The sequence below is a fragment of the Hominimerdicola alba genome, from assembly GCF_900109655.1.
Lineage (GTDB): Bacteria > Bacillota > Clostridia > Oscillospirales > Ruminococcaceae > Hominimerdicola > Hominimerdicola alba_B.
In genome coordinates this window covers 290,792-311,524 of the sequence record NZ_FOAT01000001.1, presented here as the reverse complement: position 1 = coordinate 311,524, position 20,733 = coordinate 290,792, and the positions used below count along the sequence as shown (strand labels likewise).

The 20,733-nt window shown below is 45.7% G+C and carries 16 protein-coding genes and 1 other annotated feature (1 of these 17 running past the window's edge); of the genes, 5 read left to right on the top strand and 11 right to left on the bottom strand.

The window, feature by feature from the left end:
• Positions 1-29: 29 nt before the first annotated feature.
• From BMY75_RS01500 to BMY75_RS01480, 5 genes are read right to left on the bottom strand one after another with little or no spacing between them, the layout of a single operon-like run.
• Positions 30-704, bottom strand: a complete 675-nt coding sequence (locus BMY75_RS01500) for a uracil-DNA glycosylase (protein ID WP_074828664.1) — start codon at positions 702-704, stop codon at positions 30-32.
• Positions 704-931 carry a hypothetical protein gene (locus tag BMY75_RS01495; protein WP_074828661.1) on the bottom strand — a complete coding sequence of 76 codons (228 nt, stop codon included), beginning with the start codon at positions 929-931 and terminating at the stop codon, positions 704-706. The genes BMY75_RS01500 and BMY75_RS01495 overlap by 1 nt, the downstream gene beginning before the upstream one ends.
• A gap of 19 nt (positions 932-950) precedes the next feature.
• Entirely contained in the window at positions 951-3,674 is a 2,724-nt protein-coding gene (locus BMY75_RS01490) for a transglutaminase-like domain-containing protein (RefSeq protein WP_074828658.1), read from the bottom strand.
• A 58-nt stretch (positions 3,675-3,732) separates the two neighbouring features.
• On the bottom strand, positions 3,733-4,926 hold the full coding sequence (locus BMY75_RS01485) for a DUF58 domain-containing protein (protein ID WP_074828655.1): 1,194 nt from the start codon (positions 4,924-4,926) through the stop codon (positions 3,733-3,735).
• A 15-nt stretch (positions 4,927-4,941) separates the two neighbouring features.
• Positions 4,942-5,910, bottom strand: a complete 969-nt coding sequence (locus BMY75_RS01480) for an AAA family ATPase (protein ID WP_074828652.1) — start codon at positions 5,908-5,910, stop codon at positions 4,942-4,944.
• A gap of 234 nt (positions 5,911-6,144) precedes the next feature.
• On the opposite strand from BMY75_RS01480, the gene BMY75_RS01475 reads away from it, so the two are divergent.
• The 5 genes from BMY75_RS01475 (at position 6,145) to BMY75_RS01455 (ending at position 13,976) form a co-directional block, all read left to right on the top strand.
• Complete coding sequence (locus BMY75_RS01475; RefSeq protein WP_074828646.1) at positions 6,145-9,123, top strand: acyl-CoA dehydratase activase; 2,979 nt, start codon at positions 6,145-6,147, stop codon at positions 9,121-9,123.
• Positions 9,124-9,158: 35 nt separating this feature from the next.
• A complete protein-coding gene (locus BMY75_RS01470) occupies positions 9,159-10,430 on the top strand; it encodes a 2-hydroxyacyl-CoA dehydratase (RefSeq protein WP_074828644.1) in 1,272 nt (423 codons plus the stop codon).
• Between the two features lie 118 nt (positions 10,431-10,548).
• The gene (locus BMY75_RS01465) at positions 10,549-11,016 is read left to right on the top strand and encodes a hypothetical protein (protein ID WP_139199660.1); all 468 of its coding nucleotides are present in this window, start codon (positions 10,549-10,551) and stop codon (positions 11,014-11,016) included.
• A gap of 13 nt (positions 11,017-11,029) precedes the next feature.
• Complete coding sequence (locus tag BMY75_RS01460) at positions 11,030-11,563, top strand: nitroreductase family protein (protein ID WP_074828638.1); 534 nt, start codon at positions 11,030-11,032, stop codon at positions 11,561-11,563.
• A 151-nt stretch (positions 11,564-11,714) separates the two neighbouring features.
• Positions 11,715-13,976, top strand: coding sequence for an N-acetylmuramoyl-L-alanine amidase family protein (locus BMY75_RS01455; protein WP_074828634.1), 2,262 nt, complete (start codon positions 11,715-11,717; stop codon positions 13,974-13,976).
• Between the two features lie 409 nt (positions 13,977-14,385).
• Here BMY75_RS01455 and trpA read toward each other — a convergent pair whose 3' ends face one another.
• The 6 genes from trpA to trpE are packed head-to-tail and all read right to left on the bottom strand — an operon-like array spanning position 14,386 to position 20,641.
• Positions 14,386-15,177: a tryptophan synthase subunit alpha gene (gene trpA, locus BMY75_RS01450; protein WP_074828631.1), complete on the bottom strand. Its 792-nt coding sequence runs from the start codon at positions 15,175-15,177 to the stop codon at positions 14,386-14,388.
• Positions 15,167-16,357 carry a tryptophan synthase subunit beta gene (trpB, locus tag BMY75_RS01445; protein ID WP_074828628.1) on the bottom strand — a complete coding sequence of 397 codons (1,191 nt, stop codon included), beginning with the start codon at positions 16,355-16,357 and terminating at the stop codon, positions 15,167-15,169. Before trpB ends, trpA begins: the two co-directional genes overlap by 11 nt.
• Entirely contained in the window at positions 16,358-16,723 is a 366-nt protein-coding gene (locus BMY75_RS01440; RefSeq protein WP_347499916.1) for a chorismate mutase, read from the bottom strand.
• On the bottom strand, positions 16,720-17,508 hold the full coding sequence (trpC, locus tag BMY75_RS01435) for an indole-3-glycerol phosphate synthase TrpC (protein ID WP_074828624.1): 789 nt from the start codon (positions 17,506-17,508) through the stop codon (positions 16,720-16,722). The genes BMY75_RS01440 and trpC overlap by 4 nt, the downstream gene beginning before the upstream one ends.
• A gap of 4 nt (positions 17,509-17,512) precedes the next feature.
• Complete coding sequence (locus BMY75_RS01430) at positions 17,513-19,147, bottom strand: bifunctional anthranilate synthase component II/anthranilate phosphoribosyltransferase (protein WP_081350417.1); 1,635 nt, start codon at positions 19,145-19,147, stop codon at positions 17,513-17,515.
• An 18-nt stretch (positions 19,148-19,165) separates the two neighbouring features.
• Positions 19,166-20,641, bottom strand: a complete 1,476-nt coding sequence (gene trpE, locus BMY75_RS01425; protein ID WP_074828618.1) for an anthranilate synthase component I — start codon at positions 20,639-20,641, stop codon at positions 19,166-19,168.
• Between the two features lie 77 nt (positions 20,642-20,718).
• Positions 20,719-20,733: a binding site (T-box leader), on the bottom strand (it continues 244 nt past the right edge of the window).

Below are 20,733 nucleotides of genomic sequence, written 5' to 3'. Positions count from 1 at the left end.
CCGAAACTTCGTGCTTCGGGAGTTTTGTGTTATTTGTCTGAAATGCTCCAGTCAATGGGCTGCTGTCCTGTCTGGACAAGGAATTCGTTTGCGATGGAAAAATGTCTGCAACCGAAAAATCCGTTGTATGCCGAAAGGGGAGATGGGTGCGCTGCGGTCAGCACAAGATGTCTGCTGTTTGTTATCAGCTTCTGCTTTTCCTTGGCATTTCTGCCCCACAGCATGAAAACTATAGGTTTTTCACGTTCGTTGAGCCTGCGTATCACCGCGTCTGTCAGCTGTTCCCAGCCCATACCGCGGTGAGAATTTGCCTGTCCTGCACGAACTGTCAGGACTGCGTTCAGCAGCAGCACACCCTGACTTGTCCAGTCGGTAAGCTCTCCGTTGTTAGGTATACGAAAACCCACATCGTTCTGCAGTTCCTTGAAAATGTTCAGAAGAGACGGCGGTGGTGCTATGCCTCTTTTAACTGAAAAGCAAAGCCCGTGAGCCTGTCCCTCTCCGTGATAGGGATCCTGTCCTATAATGACCACCTTTACATCTTCGTAAGCCGTGTATTTAAGGGCGTTGAAGATATCGTACATATTTGGGTAGATGGTCTGCTGGGCGTACTCTCTTTTTAGAAATTCACGCAGACGCAGATAGTATTCGCTTTTGAATTCCTCTGCCAGGATATCATCCCAGCTATTTCCGATATTTACCATCAGAATGATCCGCCTTTAGCAGCTACCATAACAATGCCGAGAATCATAACTGCAACGACTGCGAGTACGAGTATTCTCATAAGCATAGGCTTTCTGCTGGTGGGCACTGTATTGTTATGCACCAGCTGCTTGTCAACCTCTTTTGCGAGTTTTGCAGCTTCTGCTGCCTTGAATGCGTCAATGTTCTTCTGCGGATTTCCGTACTTATTTTTCATCTTGTTAGCCATTAGATCATATCCTTTCCGATCAATACAGACAGTATATAAATCTCGCCGAGATCTTTGATATAATATCAAGTTTCTTCGCTACTATATCCTCAGAGATGCATCTCATTATCTCTTCAGCTCTTGTAGCTTCTTCCTCGGTGATGCTGTCTGCGCTCATATTTGCTTCTACTGCCATTATCGTCAGCTCTGTCAGCTTATCGTCAAGCTGATGTATACGATGCTCATGACATTTGTTTATCAGTTCATCGCACATCTGCATATCCGATAGATTTTTCTTGACCTCGATGTGCAGGACAGAGAGATATTTCAGCGAGTATGTGTAGAACGCTGTCACTCGTTTTGCAAGATCTTTCTGCGTGCAGCTGTCGTGCATCTTGTCAAGGCATCTTTTTCGGTTGATGATTATTGCTGCAAGACCGGCAACTATTGCCAGAAGTGTCATGCCAATTGTTTTTCCAACAGGCGATCTTACTATACCTCCGCTTTCGGGCTGACTGCTGTTATTGCTGTCGTTTCCCGAGGTATCACTGTTTTTGTTGCTCGAATTTTTGCCGACTGTACCACCGCCGGGCTTGCCGTTGGAATTCTTACTGTCTGTCTTTGAGCCAGTTTTGCTGTTGGTAGAGACCTTACTGTTGTTCAGTGGCTTTTTGGAGCTGTTATTTATATCTGTTTTGCTGCTGTCGGGATTGGAAGAACTGTTTGAAATGCTGCTCTCATCCCTTTTATTTCCGCCTTTTTCTTCCTTGGTTAGGTTAGGGTTGTCGCCGTCATATCCCGGAGTGAATTCCGCAGGCATCCAGCCAGCACCTTCGATGAATACTTCTGTCCAGGCATGAGCACATTTGTCTTTTACGACCAGCTCATATCTATTCACGTCCTTGACTGCTGTATCAAGCTGAGAGGGAAGAATCATGTAACCTTCGATGTATCTTGCGGGGTATCCGAACATTCTTAGCAGATGAACACCGGCTGTTGCGTAATAAGTACAATAGCCTTTCTTCTGCTTAGTGAGGAAATAGTCAAGAAAATCCTCACCTTCGGGAGTTTTGCCCGGGTTTGTATCGTAGGTGAATTTATTGTCGCTGAAATAATTCTTTATAGCAGAATATATCTTGTCATATGAGCAGGATTCTGGTTCGTCCCTGAGATATTTCTCACATATCTCTTTATATACAGCATCAAGCGAATCCAGCTTTACCGGAGTAGTATAACTGCGTTTTACATACTCCTTGTAAAGATCTGTGGAAGGCGTGAAATTCTGAGAGAAATGATCCAGATCAGCATAGATGAGATTACTGGTTCTTGTTATCCAGCTTGGTGTTTCAAAGGTCTTATAGTACATCGTGTAGTTCTTGCTTGACTGGCTTATACGAACATATGAATCGTTGTAAGGTGTCATGCCGCTTTCATTGGGAAGTGCTGCATATGAATAGCTGTAATCACATCCATATGGCGCATATACAAACTTTGAGCAGGCGCCTTTGATAGTGATATCCATTGCTGCATCAGATGAACCGGTTTCTTCATCTGAATCACTCAGAAGAAGGCTGTCGTAATCCTGTATCCATCTTCCATTTTCAGATATATCATCGCTTATCTTTTTGATAGTGCTGTCAGTTTCAAGGGGCTGCCACTGGTTTTCAGCGTATTCGCCCGCAACATAGCCTCGCAGATACATTGTGTAGTTGAATCGCTGGGTGTTTATTATCATAGCCTTTGAACCATTGAAGCTTATACCGTTGGTAGTTCCCAGAATACCGCCGTTAGTTCCGCCGACTGTTGTTACACCGAACAGGTTCGAGCCACCGTTGACATCGATGAGGAAATCATCTGCGTGAGTGATATCGAATTTCTCTGCCGCGTGATGAAGATTGTATCTCAAATCAGCAAAAGAATCGGGTCTGTAAAAACCGCTGATCTTTGAGAAGACAACTATCGCCAGGAATACAGTCGCAGTTACTAATGCTACGAATTTTATATACACCGTGTAGAATCCTGCTTTTGATTCAGCCGATGTGAAGAAGAACGTCTTTGATTTTTCATGCACCGCGAAAGTGTTGTTCCTGCCTGCTTTGTTAGTAGTGTGGTTGATGATGTTCATAGAAAGCACTGTTATCCATGATATAAGCATCATCAGAACAGCAGGGGTGGGAACATCAAATCCCAGATACAGTCCAACCTCCACGATAGGGAAGGTCACGATGAACAGCATCGGGAAATCTATCCGCACCACACATGCGATCACAGTACCTATCGCCACCAGAAGTATCACAGCCGAAAAGAAATAATACAAGCCCTGGTCTACTGCGGCTTGTGTTGTGAAGTAATCTTTGTACGCACTTGTCGCCTGCCCGGGAAGTTCGCCTTTGGTAAGATATCCGTGGGCTGCTGCCAGGGCACCGTATTTTATTATGCTGATTTTTCCTATCAGTGGGACAATGTACATTACACCGACTATTGCGGCGCATATCTTGATTATCTTATGTTTAGAAGCCAGAAGTCCGAAGGCCAGCACAGCCACTGTACTGTTATAAGCCAGCAGCAGTGGGCTGATATCTGCGTCGCAAAAGTTGTTGCCCAGCAGTGCCGCAGAAAATGTTGCCATAAGGGCGATGATGATCCTGAAAGCGAAGAACAGTCCCGAAGAGTGGAACTGAGTCAGCCTCATGTCGATATCACCGTCGATGCATATCCCGCCGCTGCCGATAAGCCCGGCTTCACTTTTTGTTTTGTTACTCATTCTGTCACCTTTATCTTTATAGGAGAGTTTATCGACTCTCTCATTAATTTCTCCTCTCTTACAGACAAAGCTCTCTTATGGAGCCATCGAGCTGTCCGGGATATACCGGGATAAGCTCTGCGAATTCATCATAAAGCGCTGTCTGCGAGCCCTTATCTGTCATGAGCAGATATGTATATTTGTATGCAAGATCGGCATCGCTCATAAGTTCCGTCGCATTTGGACTGTATCCGGTTGATACATATATCAGATGACCGCACTTCACGCTTTCGGAGGTTCCAATATAATCAGTGAGAACTGCATCCTTGGTATCGCAAAGTCTTGCCTGCAAAAGCATACCGACCATGGTGCTATGGCTCTCGTCATCGCTGATGTTCTGTTCTATGGACATCTGTCTGTCGGCATCGTAGAAGACTGCTCTGTGGGGAACTTCATTTTCAAGCAGATATTCGGACACCGAAGCAGCTGTCTCTACTGCTGAATCGAACAGCGTAAGTTCATCTGCCTTGCCGTCAGCTTTTGAGAGGTCGATCATAAGTACTATAGAATTTGCTATGGGCAGCGAGTAATCCTTTACCATAGTCTTGTCCTGCTTTGCCGTAAGTTTCCAGTGTATGCGGTTCAGCTTATCGCCTTCCACATAATCTCGTATATCGAATATCTCAGAGGGGTCATCGCCCTTCTGTGTCTTTGAATACTCATCGCTTTCAAGTCCCATATCTGCGTAATTGGCTATTTCGTTTTCAAGGGGGATATAATCGGGGAGTATGGTAACAGTGCAGTTCCTATCGGATAGAAAATTGTTTTTGCTTTTTACTTTCATGTTAAAGATCTTCAGCATATCCGATATCTTACACTTCTTTATATTGAAATCAACCGTTCCGCAGTGCACTCCCGATACGGACAGAGTCAGTATCTGAGTTTCGTGGGGATATACGGGAGTGTTGATCTTGACAACATTTGTCTTGCCGTCAATCTTGTTCGCATATGATATCTCAATAAGCAGATTAGGACATGGAAGCATGGAGCTGTTGCTGACTCTGAGCCTTATTGGCAGCTTAGCTGTTCTGCTGACTATCGACTGCTTGTCAGTAAATCCAATCTTCAGCTTCTTTGCTGTGAGGAGTGTCATTACAAACATCACCACAGGTATCACAAGCAGAAAAGCAAACAGATAGAAAGAAAATGGGTGTTCATACAGTATGTAGAAAAATACCGAAGCTATGAGCAGTACCGTGTATAAAAATGGCATGGCGTCGCTCCCGCATTATCTTGCAACTCTCGGCACTTCAACAGTGCTGAGTATGTCTTTAAGTACCTGTTCGCCGCTCACACCGTTGATCTTTGCCTTTGAATTGAACACTACTCTGTGCAGTACAACATCGTTGAATGTGTAAGCAACATCATCGGGGATAACATAATCTCTGCCCTTGAGAAGTGCTGTCGCTTTTGTCATTCTCAGCAGTGCGATAGTTCCTCGTGGTGAAAGACCCAGCTTGATGAACTGATGGTTTCTTGTAGCAGCTGCAAGTCTTGCGATATAGTCTATGACCTGATCGGCGATATAGATGTTCTCCACCTCGTGTCTTGCCCTTATGATATCCTCGGCTGTGACTACAGGATTTACGCAGTCAACAGGAACAAGGCTCTGCTTGGCTTTCAGCATCATTACCTCGTTCTCTACCGAGGGATAACCCATAGTCAGTCTTACGATGAATCTGTCCATCTGAGATTCGGGAAGCATTTGTGTACCAATTGAACCTATGGGGTTCTGGGTCGCGATAACTATGTATGGGTCGGGAGCTTTTCTGGTAACTCCGTCAACAGTTACCTTGCCCTCTTCCATTATCTCCAGCAGTGCTGACTGTGTCTTTGAAGATGTTCTGTTTATTTCGTCTGCAAGAAACAGATTTGTCAGTGCAGCACCCTGCTTGTATTCAAAACGCTGTGTCTGCTTGTTTAGGATGTTGAAGCCTGTAACATCGGTAGGCAGTACATCAGGTGTGAACTGCAGACGTTTGTAATCCAGCGATAATGCCTTGGAAAGCGCCACCGCGAGAGTAGTTTTACCAACGCCGGGAATATCCTCTATCAGGATATGTCCTCCCGCAAGTATCGAAAGCAGTACTTTGATGATTATCTCATCCTTGCCTATGATGACTTTTTTTACCTCTCCGATAACGTTTTGTGACATTGCAAGGACAGCGCGCTGTCCCTCTGTAAGATTAGTGCTCATTTATGATTCTCCTATCTTTATAATAATGACTACATATATGTTAATTATAACATATTACGGTATTATTTTCAAGTGTTTCTCGCAGATTTTATCCTATTGTCACATTACTGTTATTTTTCTGATATCTTTTTTGTTTTACAGGTAGATGTCTGAAAAATTTTTAAAATGACTTGTAATTTAAAGTCGAATGTGTTATAATAAAACTAATTTGTTATTTCAGCGGAGGTTTTTTTCATGTGTATGACCTATGACCTTGGAATCGACGTCGGTTCCACAACAGTCAAGACAGTTATCACCCTTGATGGTGAATTCATATACAACCGATATGAACGTCATTTTTCCCGTGTTAGGGAAACGGTAGCAGAGCAGCTGAAGCTCATCAGAAAGAGCTATCCGGAGGACAAGTTCCGTATCGCTATAACAGGTTCGGCGGGTCTGGGTATAGCCGAGGCTTGCGGTATACCCTTTGTTCAGGAGGTCTTTTCTGCCTTTGTTGCTGTAAATAAGACCTATCCCGATGCTGATGTTGTTATCGAGCTGGGCGGTGAGGACGCTAAGATAATTTTCCTCACAGGCGGCGTTGAACAGCGTATGAACGGTTCCTGTGCGGGCGGTACAGGTGCTTTTATCGACCAGATGGCAGGACTTCTGGGTGTTACCCCCGATGATATGAACGATCTCGCACTCAAAGCCGAAAAGACTTATCCTATCGCATCACGCTGTGGCGTTTTTGCTAAGTCCGATATACAGCCTTTGCTGAATCAGGGCGCGAGAAAAGAGGATATCTCCGCTTCCATATTCCAGGCTGTTGTGGATCAGACTGTTTCAGGTCTGGCACAGGGCAGAAAGATAGCAGGCAAGGTGCTTTTCCTTGGCGGACCTCTGACTTACCTCAGCGCACTTCGCCAGACTTTCAAAACCACGCTTTCACTCAGCGATGATATGGCTATCCTTCCCGAGAGATCTTCATGCTATATCGCCTACGGTGCAGCTCTCCATGCTCATGATCTTGCTGAAGAAATGACCATAGATCAGGCACTCGAAAAGATCACCAATGCCAAGACGAATGATAATATAGTTGTCGGCAGGAGACTGTTTGAATCTCAGGCAGATTACGCCGAATTCATCGGGCGCCACAAAAAATCCGACCTTAAATACGAGGATATTGTTACCTATGAGGGGGACGCATATCTTGGTATTGATGCGGGTTCAACTACAACAAAGCTGGTGCTCATCACTCCCGAGGGCAAGCTGCTTTATCAGCATTATTGCTCCAATCAGGGTCAGCCTCTGGATATTATCGCTTCAAAATTAAAGGATATCTACCGTCTTGCAGGTGACAAGCTGAAGATAAAGGCTTCTGCTGTTACAGGCTATGGCGAGGAACTTATAAAAGCCGGACTAGGTGTTGATTTCGGTATTGTTGAGACTGTTGCTCACTACAAGGCTGCGGCTTATTTCTGCCCCGATGTTGATTTTATCATTGATATCGGCGGACAGGACATCAAGTGCTTCAAAATCAAAAATAATGCCATCGACAGCATAATGCTCAACGAAGCTTGTTCTTCGGGCTGCGGTTCTTTCATACAGACTTTCGCAGGTGCTATGGGCTATGATATCGCTAATTTCGCACAGCTCGGTCTTTTTGCAAAAGCACCTGTTGAACTGGGCTCAAGATGTACCGTTTTCATGAACAGCTCCGTAAAGCAGGCGCAGAAGGATGGTGCTACCGTTGAGGATATCTCTGCGGGACTTTCAGCTTCCATAATCAAGAACGCTGTCTATAAAGTTATCAGAGCGAAATCCATCGAAGAACTTGGACAGAACATCGTTGTTCAGGGCGGAACTTTCCTTAACGATGCTGTTCTGCGTTCCTTTGAGCAGGAACTTGGCAGGAACGTTATCCGTCCCGCTATTGCAGGACTTATGGGCGCTCTGGGCTGTGCTCTGTTTGCCAAGGAGAAATCCGAGGGTTCTATTGAACATTCGAGTTTGATAAGCAAAGAAGATCTGGATTCATTTACATATACTTCACGTGCATTACAGTGCGGCGGCTGCGGTGCTCACTGTAATCTGACAGTTATCCGCTTCAATGACGGACACAGATTTGTGGCAGGAAACCGTTGCGAAAAGGGTGCGGGCATCAAGATAACCGACCGCACCGAAAATATGATAGAATATAAGTACAACTACATCAGGGAACTTGAAAATAAAAAGACCCGCATGAAGCCCATCGCAACTGTGGGACTGCCTCTGTGCCTGTCTTATTATGACCTCATGCCTTTCTTTGCACAGCTTTTCACTGACCTGGGATTTAAGCCTGTGTTCTCTGAGGAATCTACCAGAGAGACCTACTACAAGGGTCAGCAGACTATCCCTTCGGATACCGTTTGCTATCCTGCAAAGCTTGCCCACGGTCATATCGAGAGCCTGCTTGAAAAGGGTGTCGATTTCATATTCTACCCCTGCATGAGCTATAATATCGATGAGGGCGGTTCTGATAACCATTTTAACTGTCCTGTTGTTGCTTATTATCCCGAGCTTCTCAAAGCTAATAATGACAAGCTCACCGAGGATAATTTCATAGCGCCTTATCTCGACCTGAATAATAAGGGTCATGTTGCTAAGGCTATGGCGAAAGCGCTGAAAAAGTACGGTATCTCAGCAAAACAGGTAATGAGTCTGCTGAACAGAGCGTACTCCGCGCAGATAGATTTCCGTCGTGATATCAAGGGCAAAGCGCAGGAGATAATCCGTGAAGCCCGCAGTAAGGGTCAGAAGATAATCGTTATCGCGGGCAGACCTTATCACATCGACCCCGAGATAAATCACGGCATACACAAGCTGATAGCGTCCCTCGGATTTGCAGTAATTACCGAGGACAGCGTAGCTAGTCTTGTTGATACTCCCGCACTTGATGTTCTCAATCAGTGGACTTATCATTCAAGAATGTACCGCGCAGCAAAATATGTATGCGAGAATGATGATATGCAGATGGTACAGCTTGTAAGCTTCGGCTGCGGTATCGATGCTGTTACCACCGATGAGGTCAGGGCTGTGCTTGAAGAACAGGGCAAGCTCTACACTCAGCTTAAAATAGATGAGATAACCAATCTTGGTGCTGCCAAGATAAGACTGCGTTCTCTTGCGGCTGCCCTTGAAGAAAAAGACGCTCAGGCTGCCCGCAAAAAGAAGAATCAGTCCGCAGTCTGAAAAAGGTAATCTCTTGTTTATTTGGAGGAATAGAAATGTCTGATACAAATTCATGCAGCATCCCTCACTCAGGGTCGGACAGAGTACATAAGTCGTACTTCGACAAATCAAAAAAATCGGATTATCTTGTACTTATCCCCGATATGCTGCCGATACACTTCAAGCTGATAATGGCGATATACGAACAGTACGGCTACCGTATGGAGCTTTTGCAGACTTCCACAAGAAGTGTGATAGATGAGGGTCTGAAAAATGTTCATAACGATACTTGCTATCCCGCTCTGCTGGTAATAGGTCAGTTTATGGACGCACTGAAAAGCGGCAAGTATGACCCCGACCATACTGCACTGCTCATCTCGCAGACCGGCGGCGGCTGTCGTGCTTCAAACTATATCCATCTGCTGAGAAAGGCGCTTTCATCCACTTTCCCGCAGGTGCCCGTGCTTTCACTGAATTTCAGCGGACTTGAAAAGGATGCTTCTATCGAAGTTTCACCCTCTATCGCGCTGAAGCTTATTTACGCAGTTCTTTACGGCGATATGCTGATGCTGCTTTACAATCAGTGCAAGCCCTACGAGATACAGCCTAATTCTACAGATGAACTGCTGGCAAGATGGCAGCATCGTCTTGGGAAAATGTTCCATACAAAGCGCGATTATATGAGTACTACCAAGATATACCGTGCTATGCTGAAGGACTTTGCCGCTCTGCCCAGAACTAAGGAGAAAAAGCCAAAGGTTGGTATTGTGGGCGAGATTTATGTTAAGTATTCACCACTTGCTAACAATCACCTGAATGAATTCCTGCTCAGCGAAGGCTGTGAGCCCAATGTACCGGGACTTCTCGACTTTGTTATGTACTGTGCTTCCGATGCTGTTAACGACAGGAAAATCTATGATAACAAGAGCAAGAAGTCTCTGATATACGGAATCGGATATGATGTTCTCTACAAGTTCCAGAAACAGCAGATAAAGGTCATCAACGAGCAGGGAGTATTCCAGCCGCCTCATGATTTCGAGCATCTTCGCCATTGCGCTGACAAGTACATCAATCAGGGCGTAAAGATGGGTGAGGGCTGGCTGATAACAGCTGAAATGGCGGCTCTTGCTGAGACGGGAACAAAGAATATCATCTGCACTCAGCCTTTTGGCTGTCTGCCGAACCATATCGTTGCAAAGGGAAGTGCCCGCGTTATCAAGCAGGCGTATCCCGATGCGAATATAGTCGCTATCGACTATGACCCTGGTGCAACAAAGGTAAATCAGGAGAACCGTATCAAGCTGATGCTTGCGAATGCGGTATTATAAAGTATATTTCGGACAGTCTGCGGGCTGTCCGTTTTTTGTTTGGAAGGTCTTGCAAAACCGGCGGTTTTGGTGTATAATAGATATCAAGCTTAATGTACTTGAAATATGAGGTGATACTGTGTGTAAAAAGATCATTGCGTTGGCACTGCTTGGTGTCATGTTGCTGTCATCCTGCGGGATTAGCGCGAAAACACCTGACAGTACATCGTCCGAAACTGTGACATCTTCTGAAACGACATCTGAGGAAGATACTCAAAGTACTGTGGATACAGCTCTGCTCAGGGAAAAGTACCCCGAGTATTTTGAACTCAGCAATTTTAAGGGGATAGAGGTATATGTCTGGCAGATGTCGCAGGATAGTTATCTGTGCGGTCTGATGAGCGGCACTAATCGTAATAAAACCGATGAAGAGATAGCTGCTCTTTCTGAAAAAGCACTGGAGATAGATGAAGCAAAAGCGATACTTGACTATCTTGGTGTTACAGGTACTGATATTATTGTTATCCCTGTGATACAGCCATATTCGAGTTATTTGTATGAGATAGATGAAGCTTACACCGAAAAGGTGAGAAAACTGTTTGAATAAAGGAGTGTACATCATGGAATTTCAGACCCTTATAGGATCAAGAAGAAGCGTGCGCAAGTACGCTGACAGGGAAGTTACCCGTGAACAGGTAGAGGAGATAATCAGAGCTGCTCAGGAAGCACCCTCATGGAAAAATCAGCAGACATCGAAGTACTACTGTGTACTTTCTAAAGATAAGCGCGAGGAGCTCAGGACTACCTGCTTTCCTTCGTTCAACGAGCAGAGGTGCATGAACGCCGCATTGATAGTTACAGCCTACGAAAAGAACAACGTTGGCTTTGATGACAATGGTCAGGCTATCAACGAGCTTGGCAACGGCTGGGGCTGTTATGACCTCGGTTTACAGAATATGCTGTTCATGCTCAAAGCAAAAGAGCTTGGTCTTGATACGCTTGTTATGGGTATCCGCGATGGAGAAAAGCTTCGTACTGCGCTAAATATCCCCGAAAATGAGGAGATCGGTGCTGTGCTCGCACTTGGCTATGCTGATGAAGAGCCTAAAAAACCAAGACGTCGTGAGTTTTCTGATATTGCTAAAATATTCTGAGTCTATACTTGCTTTCTATAAGTCGGAGAAATTGCTTTCTCCGACTTTTCTTATCTGAAAATCAGGTGAAGATTTGGTAAAAACGGTTGCAAACAAAGCTCGAATGTGGTATACTAACTAAGTGAATTCTTTAGGAAAGGGATAATTCCGAATGAGTACCAAAGGCTTGGAAAAGGGATATGTGCGTGATAAGACACGTGTAATAGCACAGCGCAGAAGTGCCGCTAATATGGTTTCGGCACTGATCTGCACAGCGGCAGTTGGCGTTGTTTTTTCAGGACATCTTATTTATCAGTCTTATTATTCTGTGGGTTGGCACACCCATTCCGAGGGAACTTACTATATCTCTCCTGAGACCAACGATCGCGTAACAGGCTACCAGATAATCGACAACACCTGTTATCTTTTTGATGACGATGGTATCATACTTCCTCCCGGCTGGCATGATTTTCGTGGTGATACTTACTATCTGGGTGAAGACGGCGTGATTCAGCGTGGCACTGTCGAGATCGACGGTGAAAAGTATTACCTTTCCACCGAATCAGGTGTTTTCAGAACAGGCCTTGTGGATATAAACGGTAATGAGTACTACTTTGATGATCACGGTTTTCCCGGATCCGGTATGACGGGGAATTCTTACTTTGATGAAAACGGCAGACAGCGCCGCGGCTGGGTAAATGTCGGCGGTGTTCAGTATTATTTCAAGAACGACGGTAAGATGGCTGTGGGCTTCTATGAGATAGAAGGTAAAGTATACTATTTTGATGCAGAAGGCAAAATGGCTACCGACTGGAAAGTCATCGATGGCAAGCGCTATCTTTTCAATGAAGACGGTGTTCTTCATCACGGCTGGATAAAAAAAGACGGAAAATATTTTTATGCCGATGATGAAACAGGAGCTTGTGTTATGGGCTTTTGTAAGATCGATGGCAAGACTTATTATTTCGATACACGCGGTGAGATGGTCAAAAGCTGGAAAAAAATCGACGGCAAGACATACCATTTCTCTTCCGATGGAGTAATGACGGTTGGCTGGTATGAGGAGAAAAACAACAAGTATTATTTCTCCGAAAAAGGCGAGGCGGCAAAGGGCTTCAACAAGATTGGCGAAGATTACTTCTATTTTGACGATGAATTTAAGATGCGTTCGGGCTGGCAGAAGATAAACGGTTCAAGATATTATTTCGGACGCGGCGGCGTTGTTGCAAGTGGTTGGACAGAGCTGGCGAGCGGGGATACAAATCCTATTACCCTTGAACCTATAATGTTGAAATACTACTTTTATCCCAAAACTCACGACGCTGCTTACGGCTGGGCTTCTATCGGCAGCGATGCCGCAGAAGTCAAGCTTTTCAAGAAAGATATGTCGGATATACATAAGTTTGGAAAGCTATCCGATGAAAAGAGGGCTTCTCTCACTTACGATGAGATAGCAAGAATAAATGAACTTGACGATAAGTATAGAGATGATACAATAGAAAAATTCCAGAAAGATGTCTATGACAAATTCGGAAGTGATGTTCTTGGAAATTACTATTTCTACAGTGATAACTCCATTGCTTACGGCTGGATAACTGTGGGTGATTACCGTTTCCATTTCGATGAAGAAACAGGTAAGAAGTCATTGGGATGGGCAACTATAGATGGTAAGCGTTATTACTTTGGTGAGACTGGTGCCGCCTGTACAGGAGAATTTAGTGGCAATGAAGAAAACTATGTTTTCTCCTCTGATGGTGTGCTTTCTGATGGTATTGTGAAACTTGATGGTCAGATAAAGTACAAAAAGGGCGGCGAAGAATGGCTGACCGAGAGTTTCCACACAGAGGGCAATAAGACTTATTATTTCGATGAGAATGGAAATGCAGCTATCGGCTGGACGGATATAGACGGCAAACGCTATTTCTTCAATGATGAAGGCGTTATGCATATCGGTGTTTATAACGACGACGGCAACATCTACTATCTCAGTAGGAACGGCATTGAAGAAAACAAGTGGGTTACTGTCGAGAACGGTAAGATCTATTATTTCGGCAGTGATGGTAAAGCGTATAAGGGTTGGAAAACTCTGAACGGCACTGAGTTTTACTTTGGCGATGACGACACTTTGCAGGAGGGCTGGACGACCATCGAGGACAAACGTTACTATCTTGAACACGGCGTTATGCTGAGAGGTCCCATTACAGTCGGCACTGAAATGTATAATCTCGGTGAGAACGGTTATGTTACCGAGGGCTGGCTTACATGGAGCGGAGAAAAGTACTATAATCTCAAAGGCGGCGTAGTAGCAACAGGCTGGCAGGAGATAGATGGTAAACAGTATTACTTCGACTGGCAGGGCATACTTGTGACTGATACTGTTATCGATGGCATAACAATTGGCACAGACGGTGCGGCTGTTAGTGAAAAATCATAACCACCACTAAAGTGGTGGTTATGATTTTTTGTGATTCATTTTAATCCTCCTGTCTAAATAAATTATCATGCCGTCATGGCAAGGCGAATTACTCACAATAATAACACGCAGGAATTGTTATATCATGTATAATTTTGAATGTCAATAAATTAACACACGATTTATGATTATATACTTAATCTTATTTAATTACCCAATCACTACAATATATATTACACAATATACTTCATGTGAAAAAATTTACGCACTTCATCTTTGGTTAAAATTAATTGATGCCGGTGATCATAATCATAAAACAGCCACACCCGAAGATGTGGCTGTTGATCCGCTGTATCGTCTGTATCAATAATTTTGGTATGGATAGATTACATCTTTTGCGCTAATCAGATAAAGCTCCCTTCCTTGGCAGTTAAGCGTCCAGTGCTGTTCTTACGCTCTCAATAAATTCACCCACAGGCTCAACGCTATCTGCACCATATTTCTCCACGATATTAACTATCGCAGAACCGATGATACAGCCGTCGCAATAGTCTGCCATCTTACGAGCCTGCTCGCCGTTGGATATACCGAAACCGATGCAGGCAGGGCAGTAGTTGCCTTCTTTTAGGGGAGCCAGCAGTTCATCGAAATTCGTGCTGAACTCATTACGTGTACCTGTAACGCCAAGGGAGGATACTATATAAAGGAAGCCCTTGCTTTCTTCAGCTATCATCTTCACACGCTCTTTGGATGTAGGTGCAACGAGATAAATGCTTCTTACGCCTGTCTTTTCGGAGTATTCCTTTACTTCGTCACGCTCCTCGAAAGGCATATCGGGGATGATAACGCCGTCTATCTGAACGTTCTTGCAGTTATTGAAGAACTTCTCTGTACCGTAGCGGAATACGGTGTTCAGGTACATCATCAGAAGTATGGGCTTCTCGGTATTATCGCGGAGCCTGCTTACAAGCTCGAATATCTGGTCGAGGTTTGTGTTGTGTTTCAGTGATCTCAGGGAAGCACGCTGGATAGTGCCGCCCTCAGCGATGGGGTCTGAGAAAGGTACGCCGATCTCAACGATATCTGCGCCCTTATCGAACATTTCAAGCACAAGTTTTTCGGTAGTTGCAAGGTCGGGGTCGCCCGCAGTAATGAAAGTAACAAGTGCTTTTTTACCCTGAGCTTTGAGGTCTTCAAAGCAAGCGTCTATCCTATTTTTCATCTAACTCAACTCCTCTGTATCTAGCTATGGAATAAACGTCCTTGTCGCCTCTGCCCGACAGGTTTATAACAACTATCTGATCTTTGCTCATCTGGGGAATAACTTTCATAGCAGCAGCAACAGCGTGTGCTGATTCTATTGCAGGGATAACGCCCTCGGTTTTTGAAAGGTATTCAAAAGCCTGAACAGCTTCCTCGTCGGTTATGCTGAAATAATCAGCTCTGCCGATGGAGTGGAGATATGCGTGCTCGGGACCTATGCCGGGGTAGTCAAGTCCTGCGGAGATAGAATAAACTTCATCTATCTGACCGTACTCGTTCTGTAAGAACAGTGACTTCATACCGTGGAAGATGCCCAGGTCGCCCTTTGCGATGGTAGCTGCGTGTTCGGGAGTATCAACACCTCTGCCCGCAGCTTCTGCACCGATGAGTCTTACACCCTTATCGCCGATGAAATCATAGAAAGCACCCATAGCGTTTGAGCCGCCGCCTACGCAGGCAACAACAGCATCGGGAAGTCTGCCCTCTTTTTCCAGCATCTGCGCCTTGATCTCTTCGCTGATGATCTTCTGGAAATCACGCACCATAGTGGGGTAGGGGTGAGGTCCCATAACCGAACCTATGCAGTAGAATGTGGTGTCGATGTTTGAGCACCAGTCGCGGAAAGCTTCATTTATCGCATCTTTCAGTGTAGCTGTGCCGCTGTCAACTCCTGTTACCTTAGCGCCCAGCAGGTTCATTCTGTAAACGTTCAGGGACTGTCTTTCCATATCGGTGGAGCCCATGTATACTTCACATTCAAGGCCCATCAGTGCGCATACGGTAGCGGTAGCAACACCGTGCTGACCTGCACCAGTCTCAGCGATGATACGCTTTTTGCCCATCTTCTTTGCAAGCAGCAGCTGACCCAGAACATTGTTTATCTTGTGTGCGCCTGTGTGGTTGAGATCCTCTCTCTTGATATACACCTTAGCGCCGCCCAGATCTTTTGTCATCTTCTCAGCATAATAAAGCATTGAAGGTCTGTTTGCGTAATCGCGGTAAAGCTCGCGCAGCTCTCTGTTGAACTCGGGATCGTCCTTGTATTTGTCGTAAGCGGCTTCCAGTTCATGAACTGCTGTCATGACTGTTTCGGGGATATACTGTCCGCCGAAATCACCGAAGCGTCCTATCTTTTCCATTTATTTACCCTCTTTCTTACTGTTGAACTCTATTGTTTCAGCGTCTATGAAACAGCTTATCATCGTGCGGTATACCGCTTCCGTTATATCGGGGTCTCCGCCGCAGTTTTCAGCCTTTTCCCTGACGCCCGCGATGACCTTTTCTACTCTGTCGGGAGCTTTAACATCATCGCTGTTCTTCTTGAAGCCTGCCGCCTGCCTGACGTACTGTCCGCGCTCGGCTATCAGATTCACTATCATATCATCGATGCGGTCGATCTCTTTTCGTACCTCGCCGATGTCATTGCATTTTTTGGTATCGTTTCGTATCATCTCTGTGTCGTCCGGTATGTGGTCGTATACTTTCGTATCCTTTGGTATCATCATACGCCCTCTCGCAGTTCGTGAAGCTTATCGGTGATGCTTTCTGCTCTCATGAGTGTTTCGCCTATCAGCACTGCATCAGCTCCGCCCTCTCGTACAGCTTTCATATCTGCGTTGGTGTTTATGCCGCTCTCGGACACGAACACGGCACCGTCGGGAGCGTAGGGTCTCAGTTTTGAAGCTGTCGCAAGATCGACTTCAAAAGTCTTTAGATTTCGGTTGTTAACACCGATGACCATGCCCTCGCGGTCAAGAGCGTAGCACTGCATCTCTTCCACTGTGTGCATCTCACCCAGTACGCTGAGTCCCAGTGTCTTAGCCAGCTTGAACAGCCTTTCAAAATCCTGTTCGTAAAGTACAGCCGCAATAAGCAGTACTGCATCCGCGCCCAGTGCCGCAGCTTCAAATATCTGGTATTCATCGAATATGAAATCTTTGCGAAGTATCGGGATATTCACAGCCTTGCGTATATCTGCAAGATACTGTGAACTGCCCTGAAAATAATGCTCTTCTGTAAGACAGCTTATTGCATTGGCACCCGCCGCTTCGTACTCTTTTGCAAAGTCCACAGGACGGAAATCCTCTCTTATCAGACCCTTTGAGGGTGAAGCTTTTTTCACTTCGCATATGCATGAAAGCGTATCCTTTTTCAAAGCCTTTTCCAGCGAAAGGGGAGTGCGCTCCGTAAGCTGTATCTCAGCTCTGCGGCGCATCTTGTTCAGGGAGCAGCGCTCCATTTCGTGTCTCAGCTGTATCCTGCGCTGAGCAACTATATCATCAAGTATCATATATTTATCCTCTGTTTGTAAACTCGATCAGCTTGTTCAGCTGTGCCAGTGCCGCACCGCTGTCGATGGCTTCGCGTGCCATTCTAACACCTGCTTCGATGTTGTTTGCCTTGCCGCAGGCATAAAGCGCAGCGCCCGAATTGAACAGTACGATATCTCTCTTAGCGCCCTGTATCTCGCCCTTGAGTATGCCCAGTGTGATGGAAGCATTCTCCAGTGCGTCACCGCCAACGATCTCTGATTTCTTAGCAGTTGTCAGACCAACATCCTCAGGTGAAAGTGTGAACCTGTTTATCTGACCGTTGTCTATCTCAGCGAAATATGTGGGTGCCGATATTGATATCTCATCAAGTCCGTCACTGCCGTAAACAACCATGGAGTGCTTAACACCCAGATTTTTCAGAACGTTTGCAACGATGTCGATAAGTCTTTCCTCGTAAACACCGATAACGTTGTACTCAGCATTTGCGGGGTTTGCAAGAGGTCCGAGGATATTGAAGACTGTTCTGATACCGCTCTGTGCTCTTACAGGTCCCACGAATCTCATAGCCTTGTGATAGCTCTGAGCAAACAGGAAGCATACGCCAACTTCATCTATGCAGGCAGCAGCCTTTTCGGGAGTTGAAGCTATCTTTACGCCGAGAGCTTCCAGCACATCAGCCGCGCCGCTTCTTGAAGAAACGCTTCTGTTGCCGTGCTTTGCCACAGCCTGACCGCAGGCAGATACCACCAAGGAAGAAGTAGTGGAGATATTGAAGCTCTGTGCCAGGTCTCCGCCTGTACCAACTATTTCAAGTACTTCGCTGTTGTGAGGAACTTTAGCCATCTTGTCTCTCATACCCTGAGCACAGCCTGTTATCTCGTCGATAGTCTCAACGTTCATTCTCATGGCAGTCAGCAGAGCGGCTGTCTGTGCGTTTGTAGCACGGTCGCCCATGATTATGTCGATAGCATCTCTTGCTTCCTCGCGGGTAAGGTGCTGACCGTCAACAACTTTAGAAATGTAAGACTTCAGTTCTGTTCTTTCGGAATCGGGAAGAACGTTTACCTGAGGACCTGAAACTTCGATGCCTGCTATCCTAAGGAAGTTTGCGATTATAGCAGAGCCGTATTCAGTGAGTATGCTCTCGGGATGGAACTGTACGCCGTAGGTAGGGTGCTCGCGGTGTTTCAGTGCCATTATCTGACCTCTGTCATCTGTACCGATAACTTCAAGACAGTCGGGGAGAGTTTCTTTCTCAACTATCAGTGAGTGATATCTTGCCGCATCCACCTTGTTTTTCAGACCCTTGAATATGGGCTGATCGTTGTCGATATCTATGGAAGTCTGCTTGCCGTGCATCTGTTCAGCTGCATGGATTATGTGTCCTCCGAAAGCTTCGGCTATGGACTGATGACCCAGGCATACTCCGAAGATAGGGAGCTTTCCGCTGAAATGTCTTATAGCTTCAACGGAGATACCTGCGTCCTTGGGATAGCAGGGGCCGGGAGATACTACCAGCGCCTGAGGGTCGAGCTTTTCGATCTCCTCGATGGTTATCTCATCGTTTCGTACTACCTTGATATCGGGGTTAAGTACACCGATAGCCTGATAAAGATTGTATGTGAAACTGTCGTAATTATCTATCAAAAGTATCATTTTAATTTACCCCCGTCCTTACAGTCTTGCTGCTTCCTTGACAGCATTTATAACCGCAAGAGCCTTGTTGCAGCTCTCTTCATATTCGTTTTCGGGAACAGAATCTGCGACCACGCCGCCGCCTGCCTGAACATAAGCCTTGTTGTTCTTGAAAAGCACCGTTCTGATAGCGATGCAGGTATCCAGCGAACCGTCAAATGCAAGATAACCAACTGTTCCGCCGTAAAGACAGCGCTTTGTGGTCTCCATCTCGTCGATTATTTCCATTGCTCTCACCTTGGGTGCGCCCGAAAGGGTACCAGCGGGCAGTACAGCCATCAGCGCGTCAAGAGGTTTCTTGTCCTCTCTGAGCTTGCCCTTAACATTAGATACTATATGCATTACCTTTGAGTATCTCTCAACCACCATCAGGTCGGTAACTTCGACGCTTCCGAATTCGCTCACCTTGCCGATGTCGTTTCTGCCAAGGTCAACAAGCATTGTGTGCTCGGCTCTTTCTTTGGGGTCGTTGATGAGGCGCTGTTCGTTCATGATGTCCTCATCGTGGGTAGCACCGCGCTTTATAGTGCCTGCGATGGGTCTTGTGACTACCGTTCCTTTTTCAACGCTTACCAGCATTTCGGGAGAAGCACCTGCAAAAGCGTAATCATCGTGCTTGAAGTAGAACAGATACGGGGAAGGATTGGTTGAACGCAGCATTCTGTAAACATCGAAGCTGTCGGGCGGGTTGTCCATCTCAAATCTCTGGGAGGGAACTATCTGGAAGATATCGCCGTCCTTGATGTATTCTTTAGCCCTGCGAACATTTTCAAGGTACTGTTCCTTGCTTATGTTCGATCTTACCTCGATATTCTCGGGCATGGGCTTTCTCTTCTTTACCTCGGGCTGATAGCTCTTCAATGCAACTACTATATCAAGAGCAGTCTGCTCGCAGGCAGCGTACTTTGCATCGATATCATCGGTTGAATTGATGTTCAGTATGATAACTGCCTTGTTGCTAAGGTGATCATAAGCCACCAGCTTTTCAAACATGAACAGATCGGCGTCAGCCATTCCGAGATCGTCCTTGGGGACGTTTGTGAGCTTCTTCTCGAAGTATCTTACCATGTCGTAAGCGAAGTATCCCATGAGACCGCCTGTCAGCTTGGGGTAGCTTTCAAATCTGGGAGACTTGTGTTCGTCGATGACCTTGGAAAGGAAACCGATGGGATCATCTGTCTTTACCTCAACAGGAGCCTTGCCTGCCTGTCTGATCGTCATAACGCCGTTTCTCAGTTCGTACTCGGCTTTGGGATCAATGCCCACGTAGGAATATCTGCCCCACTTGTCCTTGTTGTCTACCGATTCAAGTATGAAGCAGTCCTCATACAGCTCGTGCAGGCAGTTGAACAGTTGTATCGGAGTGCAGCTGTCCATCAGCAGCTCATAGAAAACAGGAACTGTTTTGTAGCTCTCCAGATATTTTTTTACGTCTTCAAGGTTCGGATACAGCATAGTGATTACCTCCATTGTTTGATATCCCAAAGCAAAAACGGCAATAAAAAAAGCCCCATCATCACACATGACTTCAGTCATGGGACGATAGA